This is a genomic window from Streptomyces sp. NPDC002602, assembly GCF_042889445.1.
Taxonomy (GTDB): Bacteria; Actinomycetota; Actinomycetes; order Streptomycetales; family Streptomycetaceae; genus Streptomyces.
The window spans coordinates 290961-311541 of the sequence record NZ_JBIAQX010000002.1 but is presented as its reverse complement, the minus strand read 5'-3'; the positions used below and the strand labels follow the sequence as shown (position 1 = coordinate 311541).

18 protein-coding genes, 1 other RNA gene and 2 pseudogenes are annotated in these 20581 nt (G+C 73.2%); 13 read left to right on the top strand and 8 right to left on the bottom strand.

The genetic code is table 11. From position 1 onward, the window contains the following. Positions 1–77: 77 nt before the first annotated feature. Entirely contained in the window at positions 78–440 is a 363-nt protein-coding gene (locus ACFYW3_RS06730; RefSeq protein ID WP_351751515.1) for an ATP-binding protein, read from the bottom strand. A gap of 135 nt (positions 441–575) precedes the next feature. On the opposite strand from ACFYW3_RS06730, the gene ACFYW3_RS06725 reads away from it, so the two are divergent. Beyond that, positions 576–1424 (top strand): helix-turn-helix domain-containing protein, encoded by an 849-nt coding sequence (locus ACFYW3_RS06725; RefSeq protein WP_389385734.1) that lies wholly within the window; start codon positions 576–578, stop codon positions 1422–1424. Continuing rightward, entirely contained in the window at positions 1384–1641 is a 258-nt protein-coding gene (locus ACFYW3_RS06720) for a DUF397 domain-containing protein (RefSeq protein ID WP_389385733.1), read from the top strand. The genes ACFYW3_RS06725 and ACFYW3_RS06720 overlap by 41 nt, the downstream gene beginning before the upstream one ends. 14 nt (positions 1642–1655) lie before the next feature. Here the strand turns inward: ACFYW3_RS06720 and ACFYW3_RS06715 are convergent, their stop codons facing one another. Together ACFYW3_RS06715 and ACFYW3_RS06710 are read right to left on the bottom strand one after the other, a co-directional pair. Then, on the bottom strand, positions 1656–2615 hold the full coding sequence (locus ACFYW3_RS06715) for an SDR family NAD(P)-dependent oxidoreductase (RefSeq protein WP_389385732.1): 960 nt from the start codon (positions 2613–2615) through the stop codon (positions 1656–1658). Between the two features lie 255 nt (positions 2616–2870). After that, positions 2871–3884, bottom strand: a complete 1014-nt coding sequence (locus tag ACFYW3_RS06710) for a polyprenyl synthetase family protein (RefSeq protein WP_389385731.1) — start codon at positions 3882–3884, stop codon at positions 2871–2873. Positions 3885–4111: 227 nt separating this feature from the next. Here ACFYW3_RS06710 and ACFYW3_RS06705 point away from each other — a divergent pair, with 227 nt between their 5' ends. Both ACFYW3_RS06705 and ACFYW3_RS06700 read left to right on the top strand, forming a co-directional pair. Continuing rightward, complete coding sequence (locus ACFYW3_RS06705; RefSeq protein ID WP_389385730.1) at positions 4112–6259, top strand: acyl-CoA dehydrogenase; 2148 nt, start codon at positions 4112–4114, stop codon at positions 6257–6259. A 20-nt stretch (positions 6260–6279) separates the two neighbouring features. Next, complete coding sequence (locus ACFYW3_RS06700) at positions 6280–7485, top strand: lipid-transfer protein (RefSeq protein WP_351751506.1); 1206 nt, start codon at positions 6280–6282, stop codon at positions 7483–7485. A gap of 52 nt (positions 7486–7537) precedes the next feature. On the opposite strand, the gene ACFYW3_RS06695 is transcribed toward ACFYW3_RS06700, so the two are convergent. Next, positions 7538–7897: a DNA-binding response regulator gene (locus ACFYW3_RS06695; protein ID WP_351751505.1), complete on the bottom strand. Its 360-nt coding sequence runs from the start codon at positions 7895–7897 to the stop codon at positions 7538–7540. Positions 7898–8183: 286 nt separating this feature from the next. Between ACFYW3_RS06695 and ACFYW3_RS06690 the strand changes: the two genes are divergently transcribed. Genes ACFYW3_RS06690 through ACFYW3_RS06680 form a run of 3 tightly spaced genes read left to right on the top strand, consistent with a single transcriptional unit; the run spans position 8184 to position 11115 of the window. Then, complete coding sequence (locus ACFYW3_RS06690) at positions 8184–9038, top strand: MaoC/PaaZ C-terminal domain-containing protein (RefSeq protein ID WP_351751503.1); 855 nt, start codon at positions 8184–8186, stop codon at positions 9036–9038. Positions 9039–9080: 42 nt separating this feature from the next. Beyond that, positions 9081–10157: a Zn-dependent alcohol dehydrogenase gene (locus ACFYW3_RS06685; RefSeq protein WP_389385729.1), complete on the top strand. Its 1077-nt coding sequence runs from the start codon at positions 9081–9083 to the stop codon at positions 10155–10157. Between the two features lie 16 nt (positions 10158–10173). Then, positions 10174–11115: a 3-oxoacyl-ACP reductase gene (locus ACFYW3_RS06680; RefSeq protein ID WP_351751500.1), complete on the top strand. Its 942-nt coding sequence runs from the start codon at positions 10174–10176 to the stop codon at positions 11113–11115. Between the two features lie 180 nt (positions 11116–11295). On the opposite strand, the gene ACFYW3_RS06675 is transcribed toward ACFYW3_RS06680, so the two are convergent. Continuing rightward, a complete protein-coding gene (locus ACFYW3_RS06675) occupies positions 11296–12474 on the bottom strand; it encodes a hypothetical protein (RefSeq protein WP_389385728.1) in 1179 nt (392 codons plus the stop codon). A gap of 277 nt (positions 12475–12751) precedes the next feature. Here ACFYW3_RS06675 and ACFYW3_RS06670 point away from each other — a divergent pair, with 277 nt between their 5' ends. The 3 genes from ACFYW3_RS06670 to ACFYW3_RS06660 all read left to right on the top strand — a co-directional run bounded on the left by ACFYW3_RS06670 (position 12752) and on the right by ACFYW3_RS06660 (position 15653). Continuing rightward, a complete protein-coding gene (locus tag ACFYW3_RS06670) occupies positions 12752–13609 on the top strand; it encodes a Nif3-like dinuclear metal center hexameric protein (protein WP_053679100.1) in 858 nt (285 codons plus the stop codon). 359 nt (positions 13610–13968) lie between these two features. After that, positions 13969–14349: a zinc ribbon domain-containing protein gene (locus ACFYW3_RS06665; RefSeq protein ID WP_389385727.1), complete on the top strand. Its 381-nt coding sequence runs from the start codon at positions 13969–13971 to the stop codon at positions 14347–14349. Then, positions 14349–15653, top strand: a complete 1305-nt coding sequence (locus ACFYW3_RS06660) for a bifunctional RNase H/acid phosphatase (protein WP_389385726.1) — start codon at positions 14349–14351, stop codon at positions 15651–15653. Before ACFYW3_RS06665 ends, ACFYW3_RS06660 begins: the two co-directional genes overlap by 1 nt. An 83-nt stretch (positions 15654–15736) precedes the next feature. Here ACFYW3_RS06660 and rnpB read toward each other — a convergent pair. Further along, positions 15737–16138: RNase P RNA component class A (gene rnpB, locus ACFYW3_RS06655), an RNA gene on the bottom strand. A 77-nt stretch (positions 16139–16215) separates the two neighbouring features. Between rnpB and ACFYW3_RS06650 the strand changes: the two are divergent. Then, positions 16216–16382: pseudogene (locus tag ACFYW3_RS06650) on the top strand (MerR family transcriptional regulator); the annotation flags it as partial. 162 nt (positions 16383–16544) lie between these two features. Continuing rightward, positions 16545–17033: pseudogene (locus ACFYW3_RS06645) on the top strand (MerR family transcriptional regulator); the annotation flags it as partial. Between the two features lie 85 nt (positions 17034–17118). Here the strand turns inward: ACFYW3_RS06645 and ACFYW3_RS06640 are convergent. Then, complete coding sequence (locus ACFYW3_RS06640; RefSeq protein WP_389385725.1) at positions 17119–18069, bottom strand: helix-turn-helix domain-containing protein; 951 nt, start codon at positions 18067–18069, stop codon at positions 17119–17121. Between the two features lie 108 nt (positions 18070–18177). Then, entirely contained in the window at positions 18178–19620 is a 1443-nt protein-coding gene (locus ACFYW3_RS06635) for an RNB domain-containing ribonuclease (RefSeq protein WP_351751492.1), read from the bottom strand. Positions 19621–19722: 102 nt separating this feature from the next. Here ACFYW3_RS06635 and yaaA point away from each other — a divergent pair, with 102 nt between their 5' ends. After that, entirely contained in the window at positions 19723–20523 is an 801-nt protein-coding gene (gene yaaA, locus ACFYW3_RS06630; protein WP_389385724.1) for a peroxide stress protein YaaA, read from the top strand. The last annotated feature ends 58 nt before the right edge of the window (positions 20524–20581 follow it).

Here is a 20581-nt window from a genome sequence, read left to right as displayed (position 1 = left end):
TGCTCCGCCCGCTCGGCAGGAGCATTATCGCCGAGTGCGGGCGGGTCCCGAGTGGGGGCCGGGGACGGGTCGGAGCCTCACCCGTCGCACTCGAACCACACTGTCTTGCCGGTGGCATTCGGTTCGGCGCCCCACCGATCGGTGACGGCGTCGATCAGCAGCAGCCCCCGCCCGCCCTCGGCGAGTTCGCAGCCGGGCGGCTCCGCCACTCGGGGGAGCGCGGGGCAGTCGTCCGACACCTCGACCCGCAGACCGCCGGGCCGGCACAGGATGAGCACGGAGCAACCCCGGCCCGGCACGTGACGCACGACGTTCGCGATCAGCTCGGTGAGCGCCAGCTCGGCGGCATGGGTCAGCGAGGCCAGGCCCCAACTGGCGAGGTACATGCGCAGGATGCGCCGCAAGTGACGGGCGGAGTGCTCACCGACGGTGAACCCCATGCGATAGCTCTCATCAACTTCGCTATCTGAATACTCAGTTGTGCGGTTCATGAGACCAGCGTGGAGCGATCTGGTTACGCTCGGCTACGGACCGAACCGAACGCCGAACGGCGTGTACTTGGAGGTGACCGCTCCATGGTCAACATCCGTGATCTCGACCCCAGTGCCTCGGCCCTGGACTACTACGGTTCCGAACTGCGCCGCCTGCGGGAGGGGGCAGGACTCAAGCAGGGGCAGTTGGGAGGCATCCTCTACTGCGCGGGCTCACTGGTCGGGCAGATCGAGACGGCCCGGAAGGTCCCGACCAGGGGCTTCTCGGAACGGCTGGACGCGGCGCTCGACACGGGCGGGCTGTTCTCACGACTGGTGGGGCTGGTGCTGCGGAGCCAACTCCCGACGTGGTTCCAGCCGTACGCGGAGATGGAGGCGAAGGCGGCGTACATCTCCACCTTCCAGGCGCAGTTGGTGGATGGGTTGTTGCAGACCCCCGACTACGCGCGGGCGGTGCTGGGGGTGCGGACGGAAGGGGACCTCGACGCGAAGGTGGCCGCCCGCATGGAACGGCAGCGGATACTCGACCGCGAGAACCCGCCATTGATGTGGGTCGTGCTGAGCGAGGCCACGCTCCACCAGGAGATCGGCGGCCGGGAGGTCATGCGAAATCAACTGGCGCACCTGTTGGAGCTGCGGAGGCGCGAGTGGGTGAGGGTGCAGATCCTGCCGTTCGAGGCGGGTGCCCATGCGGGGTTGATGGGTTCCTTCAACCTGTTGCGGTTCGAGGGGGACCCGGACCTCGTGTACACCGAGGACTTCGTCCAGGGTCATATGACGGCCAATCCACAGGCACTCAGGGAAGGGTCGCTCCGTTACGATCACCTCCAGGCCGCCGCCCTCTCCCTGGAGGACTCGACGGCGCTGATCGCCCGCGTAATGGAGGAGCGTTATGGACAGCATCCAGAACCTGACGGGCGCGCGGTGGCGTAAGTCCTCGTACAGCGGCGACACCGGCGGTGACTGCGTCGAATGCGCCCCGATCGGTGGCGACTGGGTCAAGTCCAGCTACAGCGGCGACACCGGCGGTCAGTGCGTCGAGATCGCCGCCCGCCCGCACCTGGTCGCCGTCCGGGACTCCAAGGTCCCGGACGGCCCCGTCTTCACCGTCGCCCCCGAGGCCTTCGCAGAGTTCGTGCGCAGCGTCTGATCCGCTGTCCTCGGCTAGCCGGGGAGAGCGCAGGGGTCGACGCCCGTCAGGTCGCGGCTCGCCTCCCACAGGCGGGCCGCGACGACGGTGTCGGTGAGGTGGTCCCACAGCGGTTCGCGTCGGGGCTCGCCGCGCAGGCCGAAGTGGCGCGGCCCCCACACCTGCCCTCCGCGCACGGCCGGGTCGAGCACCGCCCGGACCGCCGGCCACGCGCCGGCGTGCTTGCCTTGGAGGAGGAGGGCCGCGGGCGCCGCGCCCAGCCGTGCGGCCGTGGTGCGCACGTGGACCGGTGGCCGTGACGGGGTGAGGGAGTCCAGCGCGCCGCCGGGATGGACGACCACGCTCGCCACCGTGCTGCCGGCGGCGCGCAGGCGGCGGTCGAGTTCGAGGCCGAAGTACATCTGCGCCAACTTGGAGCGCCCGTAGGTCCGCTTGGGCCGGTAGTCCCTCCGGGACTGGAGATCGTCCAGGTCGAGCCGCTCGGACTTCGCCGCGAAACTGCCCGTGCTGACCACGCGGGCCGCAGGGGCGGCCGACAGCAGCGGCATGAGCCGGGCGGTCAGGGCGAAGTGCCCGAGGTGGTTCGTGCCGAACATCAGCTCGTGACCGTCGCCGGTCTCCTCGCGCGGCGGGTCGTCCAGGGCGACGCCGGCGTTGTGGACCACCGCGTCGAGGCGTTCCACTCCCAGGGACTCCACCGACGCTTCGAGCGACGCGAGGTCCGCGAGATCCAGTCGTACGGCCCGCACCCGCGCACCGGGAACCCGCGCGCGGATCGAGGCCGCGGCGGCCTCGGCCCTGGCGTGATCGCGGCTGCCGAGCACGACGCCGGCCCCGGTCGTCGACAACTGTTCCGCGACGAAGTACCCGATGCCGGCGTTGCCGCCGGTCACCAGGACGGTACGGCCGGCGGCGCCGGGGAGCCGTCGGACGTTCCAGGGCGGGGTGGAGGACGGGGAGGATGCGGACGGCATGAGGGCGGGGCTCCCTTGGTGGTGAGGTCGGCTGCGGCTGCCCCTCGGGCAACCCGACCTCCACCCTCGCGCCGGCCACCGACACCTCGCGTGTGCGCCACCGACGGACCCGCCGGCCGCCCGACATCCCACCGACAGGCCGGGGCGGGTTCCGGCGCGAGACCGAGGCCGCGCGCCGGATCGTTCCTTCCCCGACGGTCACACGGAGCCGGTCACGCGGAACCGGTCACACGGAACCGGTCACACGGAGCCGGGTCACACGGAGGTGGCCACCGGAGCGGGCGGCGCCGGCCGGAGGGACATGCCGGCCGCGTGGTCCACGAGGTGCCGCAGGATCGCCAGGTGCCGCTCGTCGCCGCCCAGCGCGTCGAGGAGGCGGTGGGAGGCGTCGCGGAACCCGTCGAGGTCCGCGCGGTACCGGTCGAGCACGTCCGGCGCGAGGAGGAGACGTGTCAGCTCCGCGCGCCCCTCCTCGGAGTGCCGCGCGGCGGCGCACGCGTCCAGGAGGTGTTCCCGGGCCGGGAGGGCGGAAGCCCCGTCAAGGGCGCAGGTGAGCAGGTAGGTGACCGTCCCGTTGAGGAGATCCTCATTGCGACCGGACAGGATGTCCTCCTGGTCGTTGAATATCTGCCACAGAATGCCGAACACGTAGCCGAACTCCCGCCACAGTTCGACCTTCTCCTCACTCGCGTCGGCCAATATCGCCGCCATGGCCGTGATCATCGAGAAGGGCCCGCCGGATTTCCCGCGGTAGGCCTCGACCACCGAGGCCCGGGTGGCGTGCTGGACGTCCCCGTCGATGTCGACGAGCTGGCCCTCCGTGCCCACCACCCAGCCGGTGGCGACCTCGGCCGTCAGGGCGACCTGGGTCTCCGCCGACACCGGGAGCGCCCGGACGATCTGGAACGGGAGCACGGTTCCGCTGATCACCGAGGCCAGCAGCGCCTCGTTCTGGCTCAGGGTCTCGGAGGCGGTCGTGCCGCCGCCGTCGGCGAGGTCGTCGAGATAACAGGCCGAGGTCCACCACAGCACGTGCACGGCGGACAACGGTGCGGCCGGCCCGGGTTTCCCCGTCTCGATGGCGTGCACCAACATCGGCAGCACCGAGAGCGGATGCCTCAATTTCTGATGCCGGAGCAGTCTGACGACCGCACTCTTGGCGGCGCTCGTGCCCGAGGCGGGGGCGAGCCGTGCGAGGGCGGCCTCGATTTCGATGTCGATGTCCGAGGCGACTTGTTGGTGGAGGTCCACGTACGTCACGGAATTCACTGGTCATTTCCTTTCGGAAGTGAATTGAAGTCGGCGTTAACGTCCCAGATTCGATCATTTGGGATGGACCCGAGCTAGAGCGATTTCGGGCCATGGCCGATTCTCGTTGATCTTGGCGCCATCCGACACCTGACCTTCCGTCAGAATGGAACGTGTTCTACTCTGACCCGCGTTCAGGGGGACGACCGGCGCCGGCCGGAAGCGTCGGAGAGGCGGCAGGGAACCGTATGGGCATCGGAATCACGCGGGAACACCAGGAGTTGGCCGAGGCCGTGCGCGGCTGGGCGGCGCGCACCGTGCCCCCCGAGGAGGTGCGCAAACTGCTCGACGGCCCGCCCGGGACCGGGGCGCGGCCCGCGTACTGGGACGCGCTCGCCGACGCCGGACTGCTCGCACCCCACCTGGAGGGCGGCAACCTGCTCGACCTCGCCGTCGCCGTGGAGGAGGCCGCCCGGGCCGCCCTCCCCGGCCCTTACCTCGCCGGCGCCCTCGCCTCCGTCCTGTTGGACCGGGCGGGGGCCGGCGAACTGGCCGCGACCCTGGCCGACGGCACCCGCGTCGGGGCCGTCGCGCTGGGCCCCGGCAGCCTGACCGCCGTCGCCGTCGAGGGCGGCGGCCACCTCCTGGACGGCCTCGCGCCGCCCGTGCTCGGCGCCGGGGAAGCCGACCTCGTCCTGCTCGCCGCCGAGGCGGCCCACGGCACCCACTGGTTCGCCGTGGACGCCGCCGGCCTGGACATCCGCACCCACGACAGCGCCGACCCGACCCGGCCCACGGCCGAGGTGCGCGCACGCGCGATCACCGTGCCGCCCGGCCGCCTCCTCGCCCTCGACGCCGCCCTGGTCCGGGACCTGGCCTGCGCCCTGTTCGCCGCCGACGCCTGCGGCACCGCCGCCTGGGCGGTCCACACCGCCGCCGAGTACGCCAGGACGCGCGAGCAGTTCGGCCGGCCCATCGGTCGGTTCCAGGGCGTCAAACACCTGTGCGCCGACATGCTGGTACGCCTCGAACAGGCCCGCGCCCTGGTCTGGGACGCCGCCCGGGCGACGGACGAACCGGCCGAGGTGCGCTCCCTGGTGGCCGCGCTGACCGCCGCCACCGCCCTCGACGCCGCCTACTCCTGCGCCAAGGACTGCGTCCAGGTCCTCGGCGGCATCGGCTTCACCTGGGAACACGACGCGCACATCCACCTGCGCCGGGCCATCGTCGCCCGGCAACTGCTCGGCGCCGGCGACGGCCACCGGTTACGGGCCGTGCGCCTCGCGGCCGGCGGGGCACGCCGCGAACTGCGCCTCGAACTCCCCGCGCGGGCCGAGGGCCACCGCGCGAAGGCCCGCGCCGCCATCGAGGACGCGCACGGGCTCGACCCGGCCGCCGCCCGCCGGATCCTGGCACCCACCGGATACGCGGCCCCCCACCTCCCGCCCCCCTACGGACTCGGCGCCGGCCCCGTCGAACAGCTCGTCGTCCAACAGGAGATGGAGGCGGCCGGCGTCAAGGTCGCCGACCTCGGCATCGCCACCTGGGTCGTGCCCTCGCTGCTCGCCCACGGAACGCCGGCGCAGCAGGACGCCTACGTGCCGGCGACCCTGCGCGGGGACCTCACCTGGTGCCAGCTCTTCTCCGAACCGGGCGCCGGCTCCGACCTGGCCTCGCTGCGCACCAGGGCCGAACGGACCGCCGACGGCTCGTGGAGGGTCAACGGACAGAAGGTGTGGACGAGTTCCGCGCACACCGCGGACTTCGGCATCCTGCTCGCCCGCACCGACCCGACCGCGCCCAAGCACAAGGGGCTCGGCTACTTCGTCATCGACATGACCACCCCCGGCATCGACGTCCGGCCGCTCAGGGAGATCACCGGCGAGGCCCTCTTCAACGAGGTCTTCCTCGACGACGTGCTGCTGCCCGCCGACGCACTGGTCGGGGCGGTCGACGGAGGCTGGAAGGTGGCCCGCGACACCCTCGGCAACGAACGCGTCCACATGGCCGACCAGATGACCTTCGACACCGGCCTGGAGGCGCTGATCACGCACTCCGCCGCACTTGACGACTCCTACCGCGCCAGGATCGGCGCCCTCGCCGCCGAGGCCCACGCGCTCGCCTGCATCGGCCTGCGGACCACCCTCCAACAGGTCTCGGGAGCGCAACCGGGCGCGGGCGCGTCCGTACGCAAACTCGTACAGACCCCGCACCAGCAGAAGACCGCCGAACTCGCCCTGGAACTCATGGGCCCGGCGGGCGCGGTGTGCGAGGGGGCCGGCGAGCGGGCGGTGCACGGGATGCTCATGTCCCGCTGCCTGACCATCGCCGGAGGCACCACACAGGTCCAGCTCAACGTCGTCGCCGAGCGGATTCTCGGCCTTCCCAGGGACTGACCGAAGGGGCGGTAGGGCACATGAAGTCGTACATCGTGGGCGTCGGCATGACGAAGTTCGAGAAGCCGGAGTCGAGGGACTGGCAGTACTGGGACATGGTGCGCGAGGCCGGAACCGCGGCACTGGCCGACGCCGGCATCGGATACGACCTGGTGGAACAGGTGCCGGTCGGCTACTGCTTCCAGGCCTCCACCGCCGGCCAGCGCGCCGCGTACGAACTGGGGCTGAGTGGGGTCCCCGTCTACAACGTCAACAACAACTGCGCCACGGGCGCCACCGCACTCATGATGGCCCGGCAGTTCGTCGAGGGCGGCATCAACGACTGCGTGCTCGCGCTCGGCTTCGAGAAGATGAAGCGGGGCGCGCTCGGCGGCGGAGCCGACGGCGGCGACTTCAAGACCTCGCCCGTCGCCCGGCACTACGGGATCATGGCCGCCGGACACGGCTTCGAGATGTCCCCGCCCACCGCGCAGATCTTCGGGAACGCGGCCCGCGAACACATGGAGCGGTACGGCACCACGGCCGCGCAACTCGCGGCGGTCGGCGAGAAGAACCACCGGCACTCGGCGAACAACCCCCACGCCCAGTTCCAGGACGTGTACACGATCGAGGAGATCCTCGCGGCCAAGACCATCCACGAACCGCTGACGAAACTCCAGTGCTCGCCGACCTCCGACGGGGCCGCGGCCGCCCTGGTGGTGTCGGAACGCTTCGTCGTCGCCCACGGCCTCCACGACAAGGCGGTGGAGATCGTCGGCCAGTCGATGACCACGGACACCGCCGAATCCTTCGCCTCGGGATCCTGCATCGACGTCGTCGGCAAGCCGATGTCGGAGGCGGCCGGCCGGGCCGCCTTCGAGACCTCGGGACTCGGCATCGAGGACGTGGACGTCATCGAACTGCACGACTGCTTCTCGATCAACGAACTGCTGACCTACGAGGCGCTCGGCATGTGCGCGGAAGGCGCCTCGGGCAAGCTCGTGGAGAGCGGGGCCACCACCCACGGCGGCCGGTGGGTGGTCAACCCGTCCGGCGGCCTGATCTCCAAGGGGCACCCGCTCGGGGCGACGGGCCTCGCCCAGGCCGCGGAACTGGTGTGGCAACTGCGCGGCGAGGCGGGACCCCGGCAGGTCGCCGGAGCCCGCGTCGGCCTCGCCCACAACATCGGGCTGGGCGGCGCGGCGGTGGTGACCCTGCTGCGCCGCGACACCCCGCCGTCGAAGTAGCCCCGGGCGGGTCGGTGCACGGGCGGGCGGAGACCCGCGAGCTCTCGAGGGTCTACGGGCCCGCCAGGGCCGGGTCGACGACCGTCTCCCCCCGCGACGCGCGGCGGACGGACTCCGCCAGGTCGTCGATCGGGCCGTCCCGCAGGATCAGCCCCGCGGCCCCCGCGGCCAGGGCGGCGTCGCGCAGCCCCGGATGCGCCGACCCCGTCATCAGCAGGACGGCGCACTCCGGGTCTTCGGCCAGCAGGGTCGACACCGCGTCCAGTTCCTCGACCAGGGCCACCGCGGGGCGGCTCATCGTCGAGGCCACCACGTCGATGTCCGGTTCCAGGCCGAGCCGCAGCGCCAGGGCCGGGTTCGGCGGGTCCAGCAGCACCCGCAGGGATCGGGCGGGTCGGGAGGCAACGGGCATTTCGTCCACCCTGTCAGAGTAGGCCCCCCGCGCCGACGGGGCAGGACTTCCGTCCCGACGGGGCAGGACTTCCGGCCCGTCGAAGCGGATCTGACGTGAAGTCAGGAGTCTTCCCAAGTGCTGGGGCGTGCGTTATACATTCCTTCACCGACCCTAGAACGCGTTCTAGAACGAGTCGCGGAGTCGGTCCCGCATACGGCCTCGGTGCGACCGACGGTGCGGACGGCCGCACCGAGGTCTTCCACTCGGTGGAAGCACGAACGACACACAAGGAGCAGCGTCCTCAATGCCGATCGATGCCGCGAAGGCCCTCGCCGCCGCCCCCCGCCGGGGGGACATCGCCTGGGACCACAAGGACATCCAGCTCTACCACCTCGGCCTCGGCGCCGGCCGCCCGGCCACCGACCCCGACGAGCTGCGCTACACCCTCGAATCCAAACTCCACGTCCTCCCCAGCTTCGCGACCGTCGCCGGCGCCGGCATGGCGATGCTCGGCGGCCTCGCCGCCCCCGGGATCGACGTGAACCTCGCCGCCGTCCTGCACGGCGGACACTCCATCGAGCTGCACCGGCCGATCCCCGTCAAGGGGCAGGCCACTTCCGGCTCCCACGTCGCCGCCGTCTACGACAAGGGCAAGGCGGCCGTGATCGTCCTGCGCTCCGAGGTCGCCGACGCCGACGGCCCGTTGTGGACCAGCGACGCCCAGATCTTCGTCCGAGGCGAAGGCGGCTTCGGCGGGGAACGCGGACCCTCCGTCAAGGAGGAGGCACCCGACCGGGAGCCCGACCGGACCGTCGAACGACACATCCGCGAGGAGCAGGCCCTGCTCTACCGGCTGTCGGGCGACTGGAACCCGCTGCACGCGGACCCGGAGTTCGCGAAACCGGCCGGCTTCGACCGGCCGATCCTGCACGGCCTGTGCTCGTACGGGATGACCCTCAAGGCCGTCGTCGACACCGCGCTGGGCGGCGACGTCACCCGGGTCCGCGCCTATCGCACCCGCTTCGCCGGGATCGTCTTCCCCGGCGAGACCCTGCGCATCCGGATGTGGGAGGAGCCCGGCCGGGTGCGGGTGTCGGTGACCGCCGTCGAACGGGACGACGCGCCGGTCCTCGCCGACACCGTCGTCGAACACGCGTAAGCGCCGAGCACGCGCAAACCACACGACCCAAGGAGCCGCACCGTGCGCGCAGCACTGCAGAGCCAGATCGGTCAGGACAAACTCGAAGTCGTCGACGACATGGAAGCCGTGGGCTTCGGCCCCGGCAAGGTCAGGATCCGGATCAAGGCCACCGGCCTGTGCCACTCCGACCTCTCCGCGATGAGCGGCGTGCTGCCGCAGCCGGCCCCCTTCATCCCCGGCCACGAGGGCTCGGGCGTGATCACGGACGTCGGCGACGGGGTCGCCGACCACAAGATCGGCGACCGGGTCCTGGTCTGCTGGCTGCCGCCCTGCGGGCACTGTCCCTCCTGCAAGCGGGGCCAGGGCCACCTGTGCCTGGAGGCGTTCGGGAACGTCGCCACCCCCAACTTCCGGCGCGGGAGCGACGACATCTTCGGCTTCGCCGGCACCGGCACCTTCGCCGAGGAGATGGTCGTCCCCGCCGGGTGCGCCGTACCGATCCCCGACGACGTCCCCTTCGACATCGCCGCCCTGATCGGCTGCGGCGTCACCACCGGACTCGGCGCCGCCATCAACACGGCCAAGGTCGAGGCCGGCTCCTCGGTCGCCGTCATCGGCTGCGGAGGCGTCGGCATCTCCGTCATCCAAGGTGCGAAGGTGCAGGGCGCCGCCCAGATCGTCGCCGTCGACCCGGTCGCCTCACGGCGCGAGGCGGCGCTGCGCTTCGGGGCGACCGAGGCCGTCTCCCCGGAGGCCTTCGGCGACGCCAAGAACCGGATCACCGCGGGCGAGGGCTTCGACTACGTCTTCGAGGTCGTCGGCAAGTCCGCGACCACGCAGACCGCCTACGAGATGACCCGGCGCGGCGGCTCCGTCGTCGTGGTCGGCGCGGGTGCCCTCGACGACAACTACTCGATCAACATGTTCTCGCTGTTCTTCGACGAGAAGAAGATCCTGCCGTCGATGTACGGCGGCGGAGACGTCCTGCGTTCGTACGAGCGCACCATCGCCCTGTGGCGGGCCGGTCGGGTGGACCTCGCGGGCCTGATCACCCACCGGGTGCGGCTCGGCGAGATCAACGACGCCCTCGACCAGATGCGCACCGGCGTCGCCCTGCGCACCTGCATCGAACTCTGAGAGAGGAACCGTACGGATGTCACTGCCACTTGAGGGACTCTCCGCGATCGTCACGGGGGCGGGCCGGGGCCTGGGCCGGGCGGAGGCGATCGAACTCGCCCGGCTCGGCGCGAGCGTGGTCGTCAACGACTTCGGCCAACCCGGCCGCGACGGCTCCGGGGAGGCCTCGGCCGCCCCGGCGGAGGAGGTGGCCGCGGAGATCCGCGCGGCGGGCGGAGCGGCCGTCGCCCACCTCGGCGACGTCGCCGACTTCGAGCAGGCCCGGGACCTGGTCGACCTGGCCGTCGGCAGCTTCGGCAAGCTCGACGTCCTCGTCAACAACGCGGGCATCCTGCGGGACCGGATGGTCTTCTCGATGTCGGAGGCCGAATGGGACTCGGTGATCCGGGTCCACCTCAAGGGCCACTTCAACACCACGCACTTCGCCTCGGTGCACTGGCGGGAACGCTCCAAGGCGGCCGGCGGCCCGGTCTACGGCCGGATCGTCAACACCTCCTCCGAGGCCTTCCTCGGCGGCTCGGCGGGTCAGCCGAACTACGCGGCGGCCAAGGGCGGCATCGTGGGCCTCACCACCTCGACGGCCCTAGCCCTCGCCAAGTACGGGGTCACGGCCAACGCGATCTGCCCGCGCGCCCGCACCCGCATGACCGAGGACGTCTTCGCCGGCTTCCAGGTCCCGGAGGACGGAAAGCTCGACGCCCTCGCCCCCGAGCACGTCTCCCCGCTGGTCGGCTACCTGGCCTCGCCGGCCTCGGCGAAGGCCAACGGGCAACTGTTCGTGGTGCACGGCGGGATCGTCGTCGTGATGGAACGCCCCAGGGTGGCCGCGAAGTTCGACACCACCAAGGAGGCCTTCTCCTACGAGGAACTCGACGAGGTCCTCACCCCGCACTACGACGCCCGCCCCGCGAACGAGACCTTCGCGGCCACGGAGGTGCTCGGCCTCAAGCACGACTGACCCGAGCGGGGACCGGAGCCCGCAGGCTCGGGTCCCGCCCGGGCCCCGGTCCCGCCCGGGCCCCGGTCCCGCCCGGGTCACACCCGGGCGCCGGGCCCGGCGGGGCACGCGGGTCGGCGGGCTCCCGGTAGTGGACGCCCGTCCTGCCGCCGAGCCCCGTCGACGCCCGACGTACGGGCCTCAGCTCAGCGGTGCCTGTTGGAGCGGGACCGGGCGGGGCACCGCCGGCGGGGCGGGGTCCACGTGCACCGGCGTCACGTCGACCGGCGTCACGCCCACCGGCTCGGCGTCGACCGGCTCCGCCTCGACCGGGGCCACCTCCGCCGGGGCCACCCGCACCGGGGGCGGCGGGGCGATCGGCCGGCGCAGGGTGGCCACGCCGCACGGGACCTCCGACGTCGCGTACGGAAGGCGCAACCGGCCCTCCGCGTTCCACAGACCGCCGCCGAGCCAGCCCACCGGGGCCGCCAGGCGGAAGACGTGCCGGTCGGCGGGCCGCCACAACACGATCCCCTCGGGCACCCGCAGCGCCACCCCACAGGTCTCCGGCATCAGTGCCTGCCCCGGCTGCACCGCGAACGGCACCGCGTCCGCCGGCCGCAGGCACTCCGGGAAGCGGACCGGGCGGGAACTGCCCAGGACCCCCCAGCCGAGCCGGGGCTCGCCCGGCGCGTCCGAGCGGATCAGCAGCAGGCCGCTGTCCGGGGCCGCCGACAGCAACCGGTCGTCGCTGTCCTCCGAGATCTGCAGGAGCGGGGTGACGTCCCCGCCCCGGCACAGGTCCACGGCCACGGTCTTGGTACGGCCGTCGAGTTCACGGTCCAGCGCCAGCAGGCGGCCCGTCCGGTCCAGCCAGACGCCGCCCGAACAGCGGCCGGGCACCCGGGCCACGCGCTCCGGGCCGAACGCGCTCCCGGCCACCTGCCAGACGGTGGTCCCGTCCGCCCCCACCTCCAGGGCGAAGGCGGCGCCGCCGTCCGGACACGGCGGCAGCAGGCTCACCCGTACGTCCTCGGTCGCGGGCTGTACGGCGCCCAGCGGGCGCTCCCCGGTCCGGGGCCCCCCGGCGGCGCCGCCCGCCGCCCCGACGGGCCCCGTCGGGTACAGCAGCGCGAACGCGTGCCGCTCCGCGACGCGACGGTGGATCAGCACCCGCCCGTCGGCGAGCGGCGACACCTCGGTGTCCGCCTCCTCCGGCTGCGAGAGCGGCAGCGGGACCGCGTACGGCTCCGGTCCGGAGAGGGTCCAACGCTCGGGGTAGCGGGCCTCGCCGTCCCCGGCCAGGCGGGTCGCGTACGACCCGTCCGCGGCGATCGTGAACGGGGCCGTCGTCGTCATTTCGATGGCACAGACAGTCATCCGGGCCGTCACCTCCGGTGAGGAAGCTAGTTTTCGCGCCTCACGCCGAACAACACCAGCAACCGCGCTTCACACGTACGGGTGGCCCGATGCTCGTTCCTCCCTGACGGGAGCCGGCAGTGTGCTGTGCCATTTCGGGGGGTTTGGGATGAGGAGGGCGGGTCCCGCGTCACCCCCCGGGAGTTCCCGAAGGCGCCCCGGGACACCCGGCGACCGCCCGCGGGGACGGCCCGACGTCGAGCACGGGGCCGGTCCGGGCGGACGGTAGCCTTGGCCCGTGCCCCGTCTCTCTGAAGTCATCGCCGCGCTGGACGCTCTCTGGCCCCCCTCGCGGGCCGAGCAGTGGGACGCGGTCGGAACCGTCTGCGGCGACCCCGACGCCGAGATCTCCCGCGTCCTGTTCGCCGTCGACCCCGTCCAGGAGATCATCGACGAGGCCGTGAAGCTGGGCGCCGACCTGGTCGTCACCCACCACCCCCTCTACCTGCGGGGCACCACCACCGTCGAGGCGGGCACCTTCAAGGGCCGCGTCGTGCACACGCTGATCAAGAACGACATCGCCCTGCACGTCGCGCACACCAACGCCGACACCGCCGACCCCGGGGTCTCCGACGCCCTGGCCGGCGCCCTCGACCTGCGCATCACCGGCCCCCTGGTCCCGGACCCCACCGACCCCGAGGGCCGCCGCGGCCTCGGCCGGATCTGCGAACTGGACCACCCCGAGACCCTCCGCGAGTTCGCCGCCCGCGCCGCCGCCTGGCTGCCCCAGACCGCACAGGGCATCCGCGTGGCCGGCGACCCGGACACGCCGATCCGCACCGTCGCCGTCAGCGGCGGCTCCGGCGACAGCCTCTTCGAGCAGGTCCGCGCCGCCGGCGTGGACGTCTTCCTCACCTCGGACCTGCGCCACCACCCGGTGTCCGAGGCCCGCGGGCAGAGCCCGCTCGCCCTCGTCGACGCCGCCCACTGGGCCACCGAGTGGCCCTGGTGCGAGCAGGCCGCCGCGCAGCTCGACGCGATCTCCGAGCGCCACGGCTGGGGTCTGCGGACCCACGTCTCGCGCACGGTCACCGACCCGTGGACGGCGCACGCGCCGTCCGTGACCTCCCCTTCTAACCCTGGAGCCCCCAACTGAACGCCGAGCCCGCCGACCAGATCCGACTTCTCGACGTCCAGGCCCTGGACGTCCGGCTGTCTCAGCTCGCCCACAAGCGCAAGTCGCTCCCCGAGCACGCCGAGGTCGACTCCCTGACCAAGGACCTCACCCAGCAGCGCGACCTGCTCGTCGCCGCCCAGACCCAGGCCAAGGACGCCGCCCGCGAGCAGACCAAGGCGGAGCAGGACGTCGACCAGGTCCGTCAGCGCGCGGCCCGCGACCAGCAGCGGCTCGACTCGGGCGTCGGCGTCTCGGCCCGCGACCTGGAGAACCTCCAGCGCGAGGTCGTCCTGCTCGCCAAGCGCCAGGGCGACCTGGAGGACGTGGTCCTGGAGGTCATGGAGCGTCTGGAGGGCGCACAGGAGCGCGTCACCGAACTGACCGAGCGGGTCGCCTCGCTGGAGGTCAAGCTCGCGGACGCCACCGCGCGCCGTGACGCCGCCACCGGCGAGATCGACGCCGAGGTCGCCGGCATCGACAAGGACCGCGAGGTCATCGTCGGCTCCATGCCGGGGGCCCTGATGGCGCTGTACGAGAAGATCCGCGTCAAGCAGGGCGGCGTCGGCGCCGCGCGCCTCTACCAGCGCCGCTGCGAGGGCTGCCGCCTGGAGCTCGACATGGCCGAGGTCAACGAGATCAAGGCCGCGGCCCGCGACCAGGTCGTCCGCCACGACAACTGCGGCCGCATCCTCGTCCGTACGGCCGACTCGGGCATCTGATGCCGCGGTTTGTCGTGGAAGCGGACGGCGGCTCCCGGGGCAACCCGGGGCCCGCCGGCTACGGCGCGGTCGTCCTCGACCCGGCGACGGGGGAGACCCTCGCCGAGCGCGCCGAGTACATCGGCGTCGCGACGAACAACGTGGCGGAGTACAAGGGCCTGATCGCCGGACTGCGCGCCGCGCACGAACTGGCGCCGGACGCGGTGGTCCTCGTCCGCATGGACTCCAAGCTCGTCGTCGAGCAGATGTCGGGGCGCTGGAAGATCAAGCACCCGGACATGAAGCCGCTCGCGGCGGAGGCGGCGAAGATCCTGCCCCGCTCGCAGGTGACGTACGAGTGGATCCCGCGCGAGAAGAACAAGCACGCGGACCGGCTCGCCAACGAGGCCATGGACGCCGGCAAGCGCGGCAGGCAGTGGGAGCCGTCGGGCTCCACGGCCGTCTTCGACCGGAGCGCCGCGCGCGCCCTGGCGGCCCCGCCGGCCTCCGGGCCGCCCGGGGACGCGGCGGCAGGCGCCGCCGCCGTCCGGGCGGCGCTCGCCGCCTCCGCGGCCCCGACCGCCGACACCCTGTTCGCGGAGCCCACCGCCTCCGGTGAGCCCGCCGCCTTCGGTGAGCCCGCCGCCGAGGAGGCACCCGCCGGCGCGCCCGCGGCGGGCACCGGCTGGGGTCCCGACCTCGGCGCGCCCGCGACCCTCGTACTGCTGCGGCACGGCGAGACGGCCCTGACCCCGCAGAAGCGCTTCTCCGGCAGCGGCGGCACCGACCCGGAACTCTCCCCGGCCGGCCGTCGCCAGGCCGCCGCGGTCGCCGAGGCGCTGGCCGCGCGGGGCACCGTACAGGCCGTCGTCAGCTCCCCGCTGCGACGCTGCCGGGAGACCGCCCAGGCGGTCGCCGACCGGCTCGGCCTGCCGGTCGCGATCGAAGAGGGCCTGCGCGAGACGGACTTCGGCGCGTGGGAGGGCCTGACCTTCGCCGAGGTGCGCGCACGCTTCCCCGACGACCTCCAGGCATGGCTGGACTCCCCGAAGGCCGCCCCCACGGGCGGCGGCGAGAGCTTCGCGACCGTCACCCGCCGGGTCTCGGCCGCGCGCGACCGGTTGGTGTCCGCGCACGCGGGCCGGACGGTGCTGGTCGTCACGCACGTGACCCCGGTCAAGACGCTGGTGCGCCTCGCCCTGGGCGCCCCGCCCGAGTCCCTGTTCAAGATGGAGCTGTCCGCGGCCTCCCTCTCGGCCGTGGCCTACTACGCCGACGGCAACGCCTCGGTGCGGCTGCTGAACGACACCGGCCACCTGCGCTGACACCATCGCGCGCCCCACGCGGGGACGCCCGGACGCACAAAACCGCCCTGACCGGAGGAAACCCCTGGTCAGGGCGGTGGCGCAGAACGACACAAGCTGTACGCCGGGTTCTGTCGCCCGGTGACCTCGCGGTCGCCGGGGAGACGGCCATCCATCTAGGGCCGACGTTGCCGCCGGCCTCGTGCGGTCTACCCGCGGACTCGGGCGGGCAGCCCTCGATCGTCCGCGCAGAGCCGTCCGGAGACGACTCCTCTTGACCTTGCTCCGGGTGGGGTTTACCTAGCCGCCTGAGTCACCTCAGGCGCTGGTGGTCTCTTACACCACCGTTTCACCCTTACCGAGGACCGAGGTCCCCGGCGGTCTGTTTTCTGTGGCACTGTCCCGCGGGTCACCCCGGGTGGCCGTTAGCCACCACCCTGCCCTGTGGAGCCCGGACGTTCCTCGGCGGGATCCGAGGATCCCGACGCGGCCGCCCGCTTGTGTCGTTCTGCGTGACGACCATGCTACCGGCACCCCCGCGGCCGCTTGACCTTGACGTGACAGCAGGGTTTTCACTGGTCCCATGCGGATCGGAGAGATCGCCGCGCTCGTCGGGCTCACCACCCGGGCGATCCGGCACTACCACCATGTCGGGCTGCTCCCGGAACCGGAGCGGCGCCCCAACGGATACCGGGCCTACACCGTGCGCGACGCGATCGCGTTGGCCCGCGTACGCCGGCTCACCGAGCCGGTGCTGTGACCGGAAAGGTTCACCGTGTCGCGGCGCCCGGCACGGCACCTCGCCGCGTTGTCGGACCGCCCGAGTACGTCCAGTACACGAGGCGGTCCTCCGCCTTGCGATGCACCGCACCGGACACCGCGACCCGGCAACCCTTTCCGGCCACAGCACCGGGGCTGAGCCTCGACGAGGTCCGCGACGTCCTCGCCGACGACGCGGGCCGCGAACTGGCCGAGGTGCCGGCGGAACTGGACGCGGACCTGGCCCGGCAGCAGGCCGAACTGGCCGCCCGCCGGCAGCGGCTCGCCCTGCTCCTCGCCGCCCCGCCCGGGGAGGTCGAACCGCTGTCGCCGGCGCTCGCCGCCCTGCTCGCCAAGGCGCCGGCAACGGACTCGCCCAGCGCCACCCTGGACCGCGAACACCTCACACTGCTCGACGGCACGGGCGCCATCGGCGACGAGGTCTACGCCGTGCTCGGGACACTGGCCGCCGACCCGGCCGTCCTCGGCCTGTACGAGCGGCTCGACGAGCTGGTCGACGCACCCGTCGACGACCCGCGGATCGTCCCCCTCGGCGGGCCCGGGCGGGCCCGCACGATTCGCTTCCACGCCGACGAGCCGCGCGCGCTGGTCACCGCACTGCGCCGGCTCACACCCCCGTGACGAGCCGACGCGGTGCGGGGTCCCGCGCCGAGCGTGGCAAACCCGAGCGGCCCCTGTCTTGTCAAAAACGGCACGCGCGGCCGATTCACAGCAGCACGCTCGTGATCCGGCCCGGTGTCCGGTCCAGCGCCGAACCCGGGGGCAGCCCCCCGCGCAGCAGCGCGAAACGGGACGGCGGCAGCCCGGTCATCGCCTTCACCTCGCGGCTCAAGTGGGCCTGGTCGTGGTAGCCGCAGGCCGCCGCGACCCGGGCGGGCGGCTCCCCGGCCGCGAGCCGGCGCAGTGCGTGCTGGAGGCGGAACACCCGGGCGACGGCCTTCGGCGACAGCCCGACCTGCTCACGGAACCGGGCGCGCAGCGTACGGGCGCTCCAGCCGGATCCGGCCGTCGCCCGGGCCAGGGAGGTCCCGCTGTCGGCCCACAGCCGGGCCAGCGCCCCGCGCACCTCGGGCGCGACGGCGGGCCCCCGCTCCAGACGGGCGACGAACACCGAGTCGAGCAGGTCGAACCGCTCCCGCCAGCCGCCCAACGACGCGAGCCGGTCCGCCAGGTGCCGCCCGTCGGGGCCCAGGACCTCCGCCAGGTCCACCCGGGCCTCCTCGAAGTGCACCATCGGGATGCCGAACAGCCGGTAGGCGCCCAGCGGGCTCATGTTCACCTCCAGCCCGTGGACCCGGCCCGCGTGCACCCCTATCGCCGGACCGCTGCGGGGGCCGCTGATCAGGGCGTGGGAGGCGGGCATCTGCCGGGCCGTGTCGAGGCCGACGCCCGTGAGGACGGTGCCCCCGCCGTCGGCTCCCTCGATGTCGGCGCCCGCGCCGGTGCGGGCCACCCACAGACCCTCGGTGAAGGTGAAGACGAGCGTGACCAGGCCGGTGGGCAGCTCCAGCCGGCGCCTGGGGACCGCGAACCCGGTGCGGAAGCCGGTGTAGTTGACGATGTGGGGACGCAGTGGGGGAGCCGGTGGCCGGGTCAGGGGCCGGATCGGGGGAGGGCGGTGTGCCGGTGGGCGCGCGGGAAGGTCGACGGCACCCATCCGCTGTCCCTCCCCCGAGGCATCGCACGGCCCCGGTCCTGCGGCGCCGTGCGCAGATGATGACAGGAGCCGGGGCCGGTGGCCATGGCCGACGAGGGGCGGACGGGATCAGGCCGGGGCGAACAGGATCCGCGCGGCGCCCAGATCGGCTTCCGTGAGCCGGACCCGGATCCGTTCGCCGAGCGGCAACGCGCCGGCCGGGGACTCGACGCGGCCGACCACCGCGGGGTCCCGCAGGTGGACCGTTCCCACCGACGGCTCCCGCTCCTTGACGTCGATGACCACCGCGTCGAAGGTGTCGCCGACGTGGCCCGTCAGCAGGGCGGCCTCGACCAGGTTCACGGACTCCCGTTCCACGGTGTTGGCCAGCCGGTTGCCCGCCTCCATCTCGCGGGGGAGCCCGGCCAGCGCGTCGACCGCCCACGCGGGAGGTTCGACCCCGGCCGCCGCCGCGACGCACAGCTCGCCGGTGTACCGGTCGACGAGCCGGCGCAGGGGAGCGGTGCAGTGCGTGTACGGGGCGGCCACCGCCGCGTGCAGCAGCGGGTCCGGGGTCCGCCCGTCGGTGAAGACGGTGTACCCGGCGCCGCGGAGCAGCGTCGTGCACTCCTGGAGGAACGCCGCGTGGTTCGGGAGCCGCGGGTCGAGGGAGCGCACGAGTTCGGCGTACGGGACGTGGTGGGGCCACTCGATCCGCAGGGCCTTCGCCACCCGGTGCAGCCGGCCGACCGCGCCGTCGGGGGCGTTCGGGAGGGTGCGCAGGATGCCGGCGCCCGCGGCGAGCATCAGTTCGGCGGCGGCCATGCCGGTCATCAGCGACATCTGGGCGTTCCAGCCGTCCGCCGGCAGCGGGATCCGGTAGGCCGGGGTGTACGCGCCGTCGTGTTCGACGATCTCCTGGTCGGGCACGTCGAGGGAGATCCCGCCGCGTTCGGTCTCCAGGGCCTCGCGGCGCACGCCGATGTCCTTGAGCAGGGCCACGGTCTCCTCGGCCGTACCGGAGTCGATCGCCCGCTGTACGCCGGCGTAGTCGAGCCTGGCGCGGCTGCGCACCAGGGCGCGGCGCACCTCGGTGGTCTCGACGCGGCCGTCGGCGTCCAGGTCGAACCGCCACAGCAGCGCGGGGGCGTCCTGGTCGGGCAGCAGGCTCGCCGCGCCCTCCGAGAGCACCGCCGGGTGCAGGGGGACCTTCCCGTCGGGGAAGTACAGGGTGGTGACCCGGTGGTGGGCCTCGGTGTCGAGGGCGCCGCCGGGCGTGACGAAGGCGGCGACGTCCGCGATGGCGTAGTGCACGCGGTAGCCGCCGGCGGGCCGCCTCGCCAGGTGCATGGCCTGGTCGAGGTCGAGGGAGGTCGGCGGGTCGAGGGTGAAGAGGGGGAGGTCGGTGGCGTCGTACGCGGGAAGGCGCGGGTCCCGCGCGACCCGCTCCGCCTCGGCGAGCACCTCGGCGGGGAACTCGCGCGGCACGTCGAGCTTCGTCCGCAGGTCACGCAGTGCGGCCCGCAGGGCAGCCCCGTCTGCGCCGGTCATGTGCAGGTGACGGCGTGGCATGGACCGAGCCTATGGCCGGGCGGCCTCGCCGTCGCGTCGAGCCGTCTACCCTGGCTCGGGGGCCGCACCCCCTGCGCCGTGTCGTACCGAAGGAGAACCACCGTGCTCGTGCTGCTGCCGCCCTCCGAGGGAAAGGCCGCCGGCGGCTCCGGCGCACCGCTGAAGCCGGAGACGCTGTCGCTGCCGGGGCTGGCCGGGGCGCGGTCGGCGGTCCTGGAGGAACTGGTCGAGCTGTGCGTCGGCGACGAGTTCAAGGCGCGCGAGGTCCTGGGCCTCAGCGAGGGGCTGCGGGGCGAGGTCGCGAAGAACGCCGAGCTGCGGACGGCCGTCGCGCGACCGGCCGGCGAGATCTACACCGGGGTCCTGTACGACGCGCTCGGCCTGGCCACCCTGCCCGAGCCGGCCGTCGCGTCCGCCGAGCGGTCGCTGCTGGTCTTCTCCGGGCTGTGGGGCGCGGTACGGGTCACCGACCGCATCCCTTCGTACCGGTGCTCCATGGGCGTCAAGCTGCCGGGGCTGGGGGCGCTGGGCGCGTACTGGCGGGAGCCGATGGCGTCGGTGCTGCCGGAGGCCGCCGGGGAGGGGCTGGTGCTGGACCTGCGGTCCTCCGCATACGCCTCCGCGTGGAAGCCCAAGGGCGAGGTCGCGGGCCGGACCGCCACCGTGCGGGTGCTGCACTCGCAGAGGGTGGACGGCGTGGAGAAGCGGTCGGTGGTGAGCCACTTCAACAAGGCCACGAAGGGGCGGCTGGTCCGGGACCTGCTGCTCGCCGGGGCGGCCCCGGGATCGCCGGCGGAGCTGGTGACGGCCCTGCGGGACCTCGGCTACGCGGTGGAGGCCGAGGCTCCCGCGAAGCCGGCGAAGGCGTGGTCCCTCGACGTGGTCGTGACGCAGGTCCACTGAGGGGCCGGCGGTCCGTCGAGGGCTCCGGCTCCGGGGCGGGCGGGGCCGAGGGGCTTCA

Excerpts from the sequence above, each read along its gene's own strand:
- ACFYW3_RS06705 (WP_389385730.1), top strand. The coding sequence starts at position 4,112 with ATGGGCATCGGAATCACGCGGGAACACCAGGAGTTGGCCGAGGCCGTG.
- ACFYW3_RS06665 (WP_389385727.1), top strand. The coding sequence starts at position 13,969 with ATGGAGCGTCTGGAGGGCGCACAGGAGCGCGTCACCGAACTGACCGAG.
- ACFYW3_RS06635 (WP_351751492.1), bottom strand. The coding sequence starts at position 19,620 with ATGCCACGCCGTCACCTGCACATGACCGGCGCAGACGGGGCTGCCCTG.
- ACFYW3_RS06725 (WP_389385734.1), top strand. The coding sequence starts at position 576 with ATGGTCAACATCCGTGATCTCGACCCCAGTGCCTCGGCCCTGGACTAC.
- ACFYW3_RS06720 (WP_389385733.1), top strand. The coding sequence starts at position 1,384 with ATGGACAGCATCCAGAACCTGACGGGCGCGCGGTGGCGTAAGTCCTCG.
- ACFYW3_RS06695 (WP_351751505.1), bottom strand. The coding sequence starts at position 7,897 with ATGCCCGTTGCCTCCCGACCCGCCCGATCCCTGCGGGTGCTGCTGGAC.
- ACFYW3_RS06675 (WP_389385728.1), bottom strand. The coding sequence starts at position 12,474 with ATGACTGTCTGTGCCATCGAAATGACGACGACGGCCCCGTTCACGATC.
- ACFYW3_RS06660 (WP_389385726.1), top strand. The coding sequence starts at position 14,349 with ATGCCGCGGTTTGTCGTGGAAGCGGACGGCGGCTCCCGGGGCAACCCG.
- ACFYW3_RS06700 (WP_351751506.1), top strand. The coding sequence starts at position 6,280 with ATGAAGTCGTACATCGTGGGCGTCGGCATGACGAAGTTCGAGAAGCCG.
- ACFYW3_RS06730 (WP_351751515.1), bottom strand. The coding sequence starts at position 440 with ATGGGGTTCACCGTCGGTGAGCACTCCGCCCGTCACTTGCGGCGCATC.
- ACFYW3_RS06715 (WP_389385732.1), bottom strand. The coding sequence starts at position 2,615 with ATGCCGTCCGCATCCTCCCCGTCCTCCACCCCGCCCTGGAACGTCCGA.
- ACFYW3_RS06640 (WP_389385725.1), bottom strand. The coding sequence starts at position 18,069 with ATGGGTGCCGTCGACCTTCCCGCGCGCCCACCGGCACACCGCCCTCCC.
- ACFYW3_RS06690 (WP_351751503.1), top strand. The coding sequence starts at position 8,184 with ATGCCGATCGATGCCGCGAAGGCCCTCGCCGCCGCCCCCCGCCGGGGG.
- ACFYW3_RS06680 (WP_351751500.1), top strand. The coding sequence starts at position 10,174 with ATGTCACTGCCACTTGAGGGACTCTCCGCGATCGTCACGGGGGCGGGC.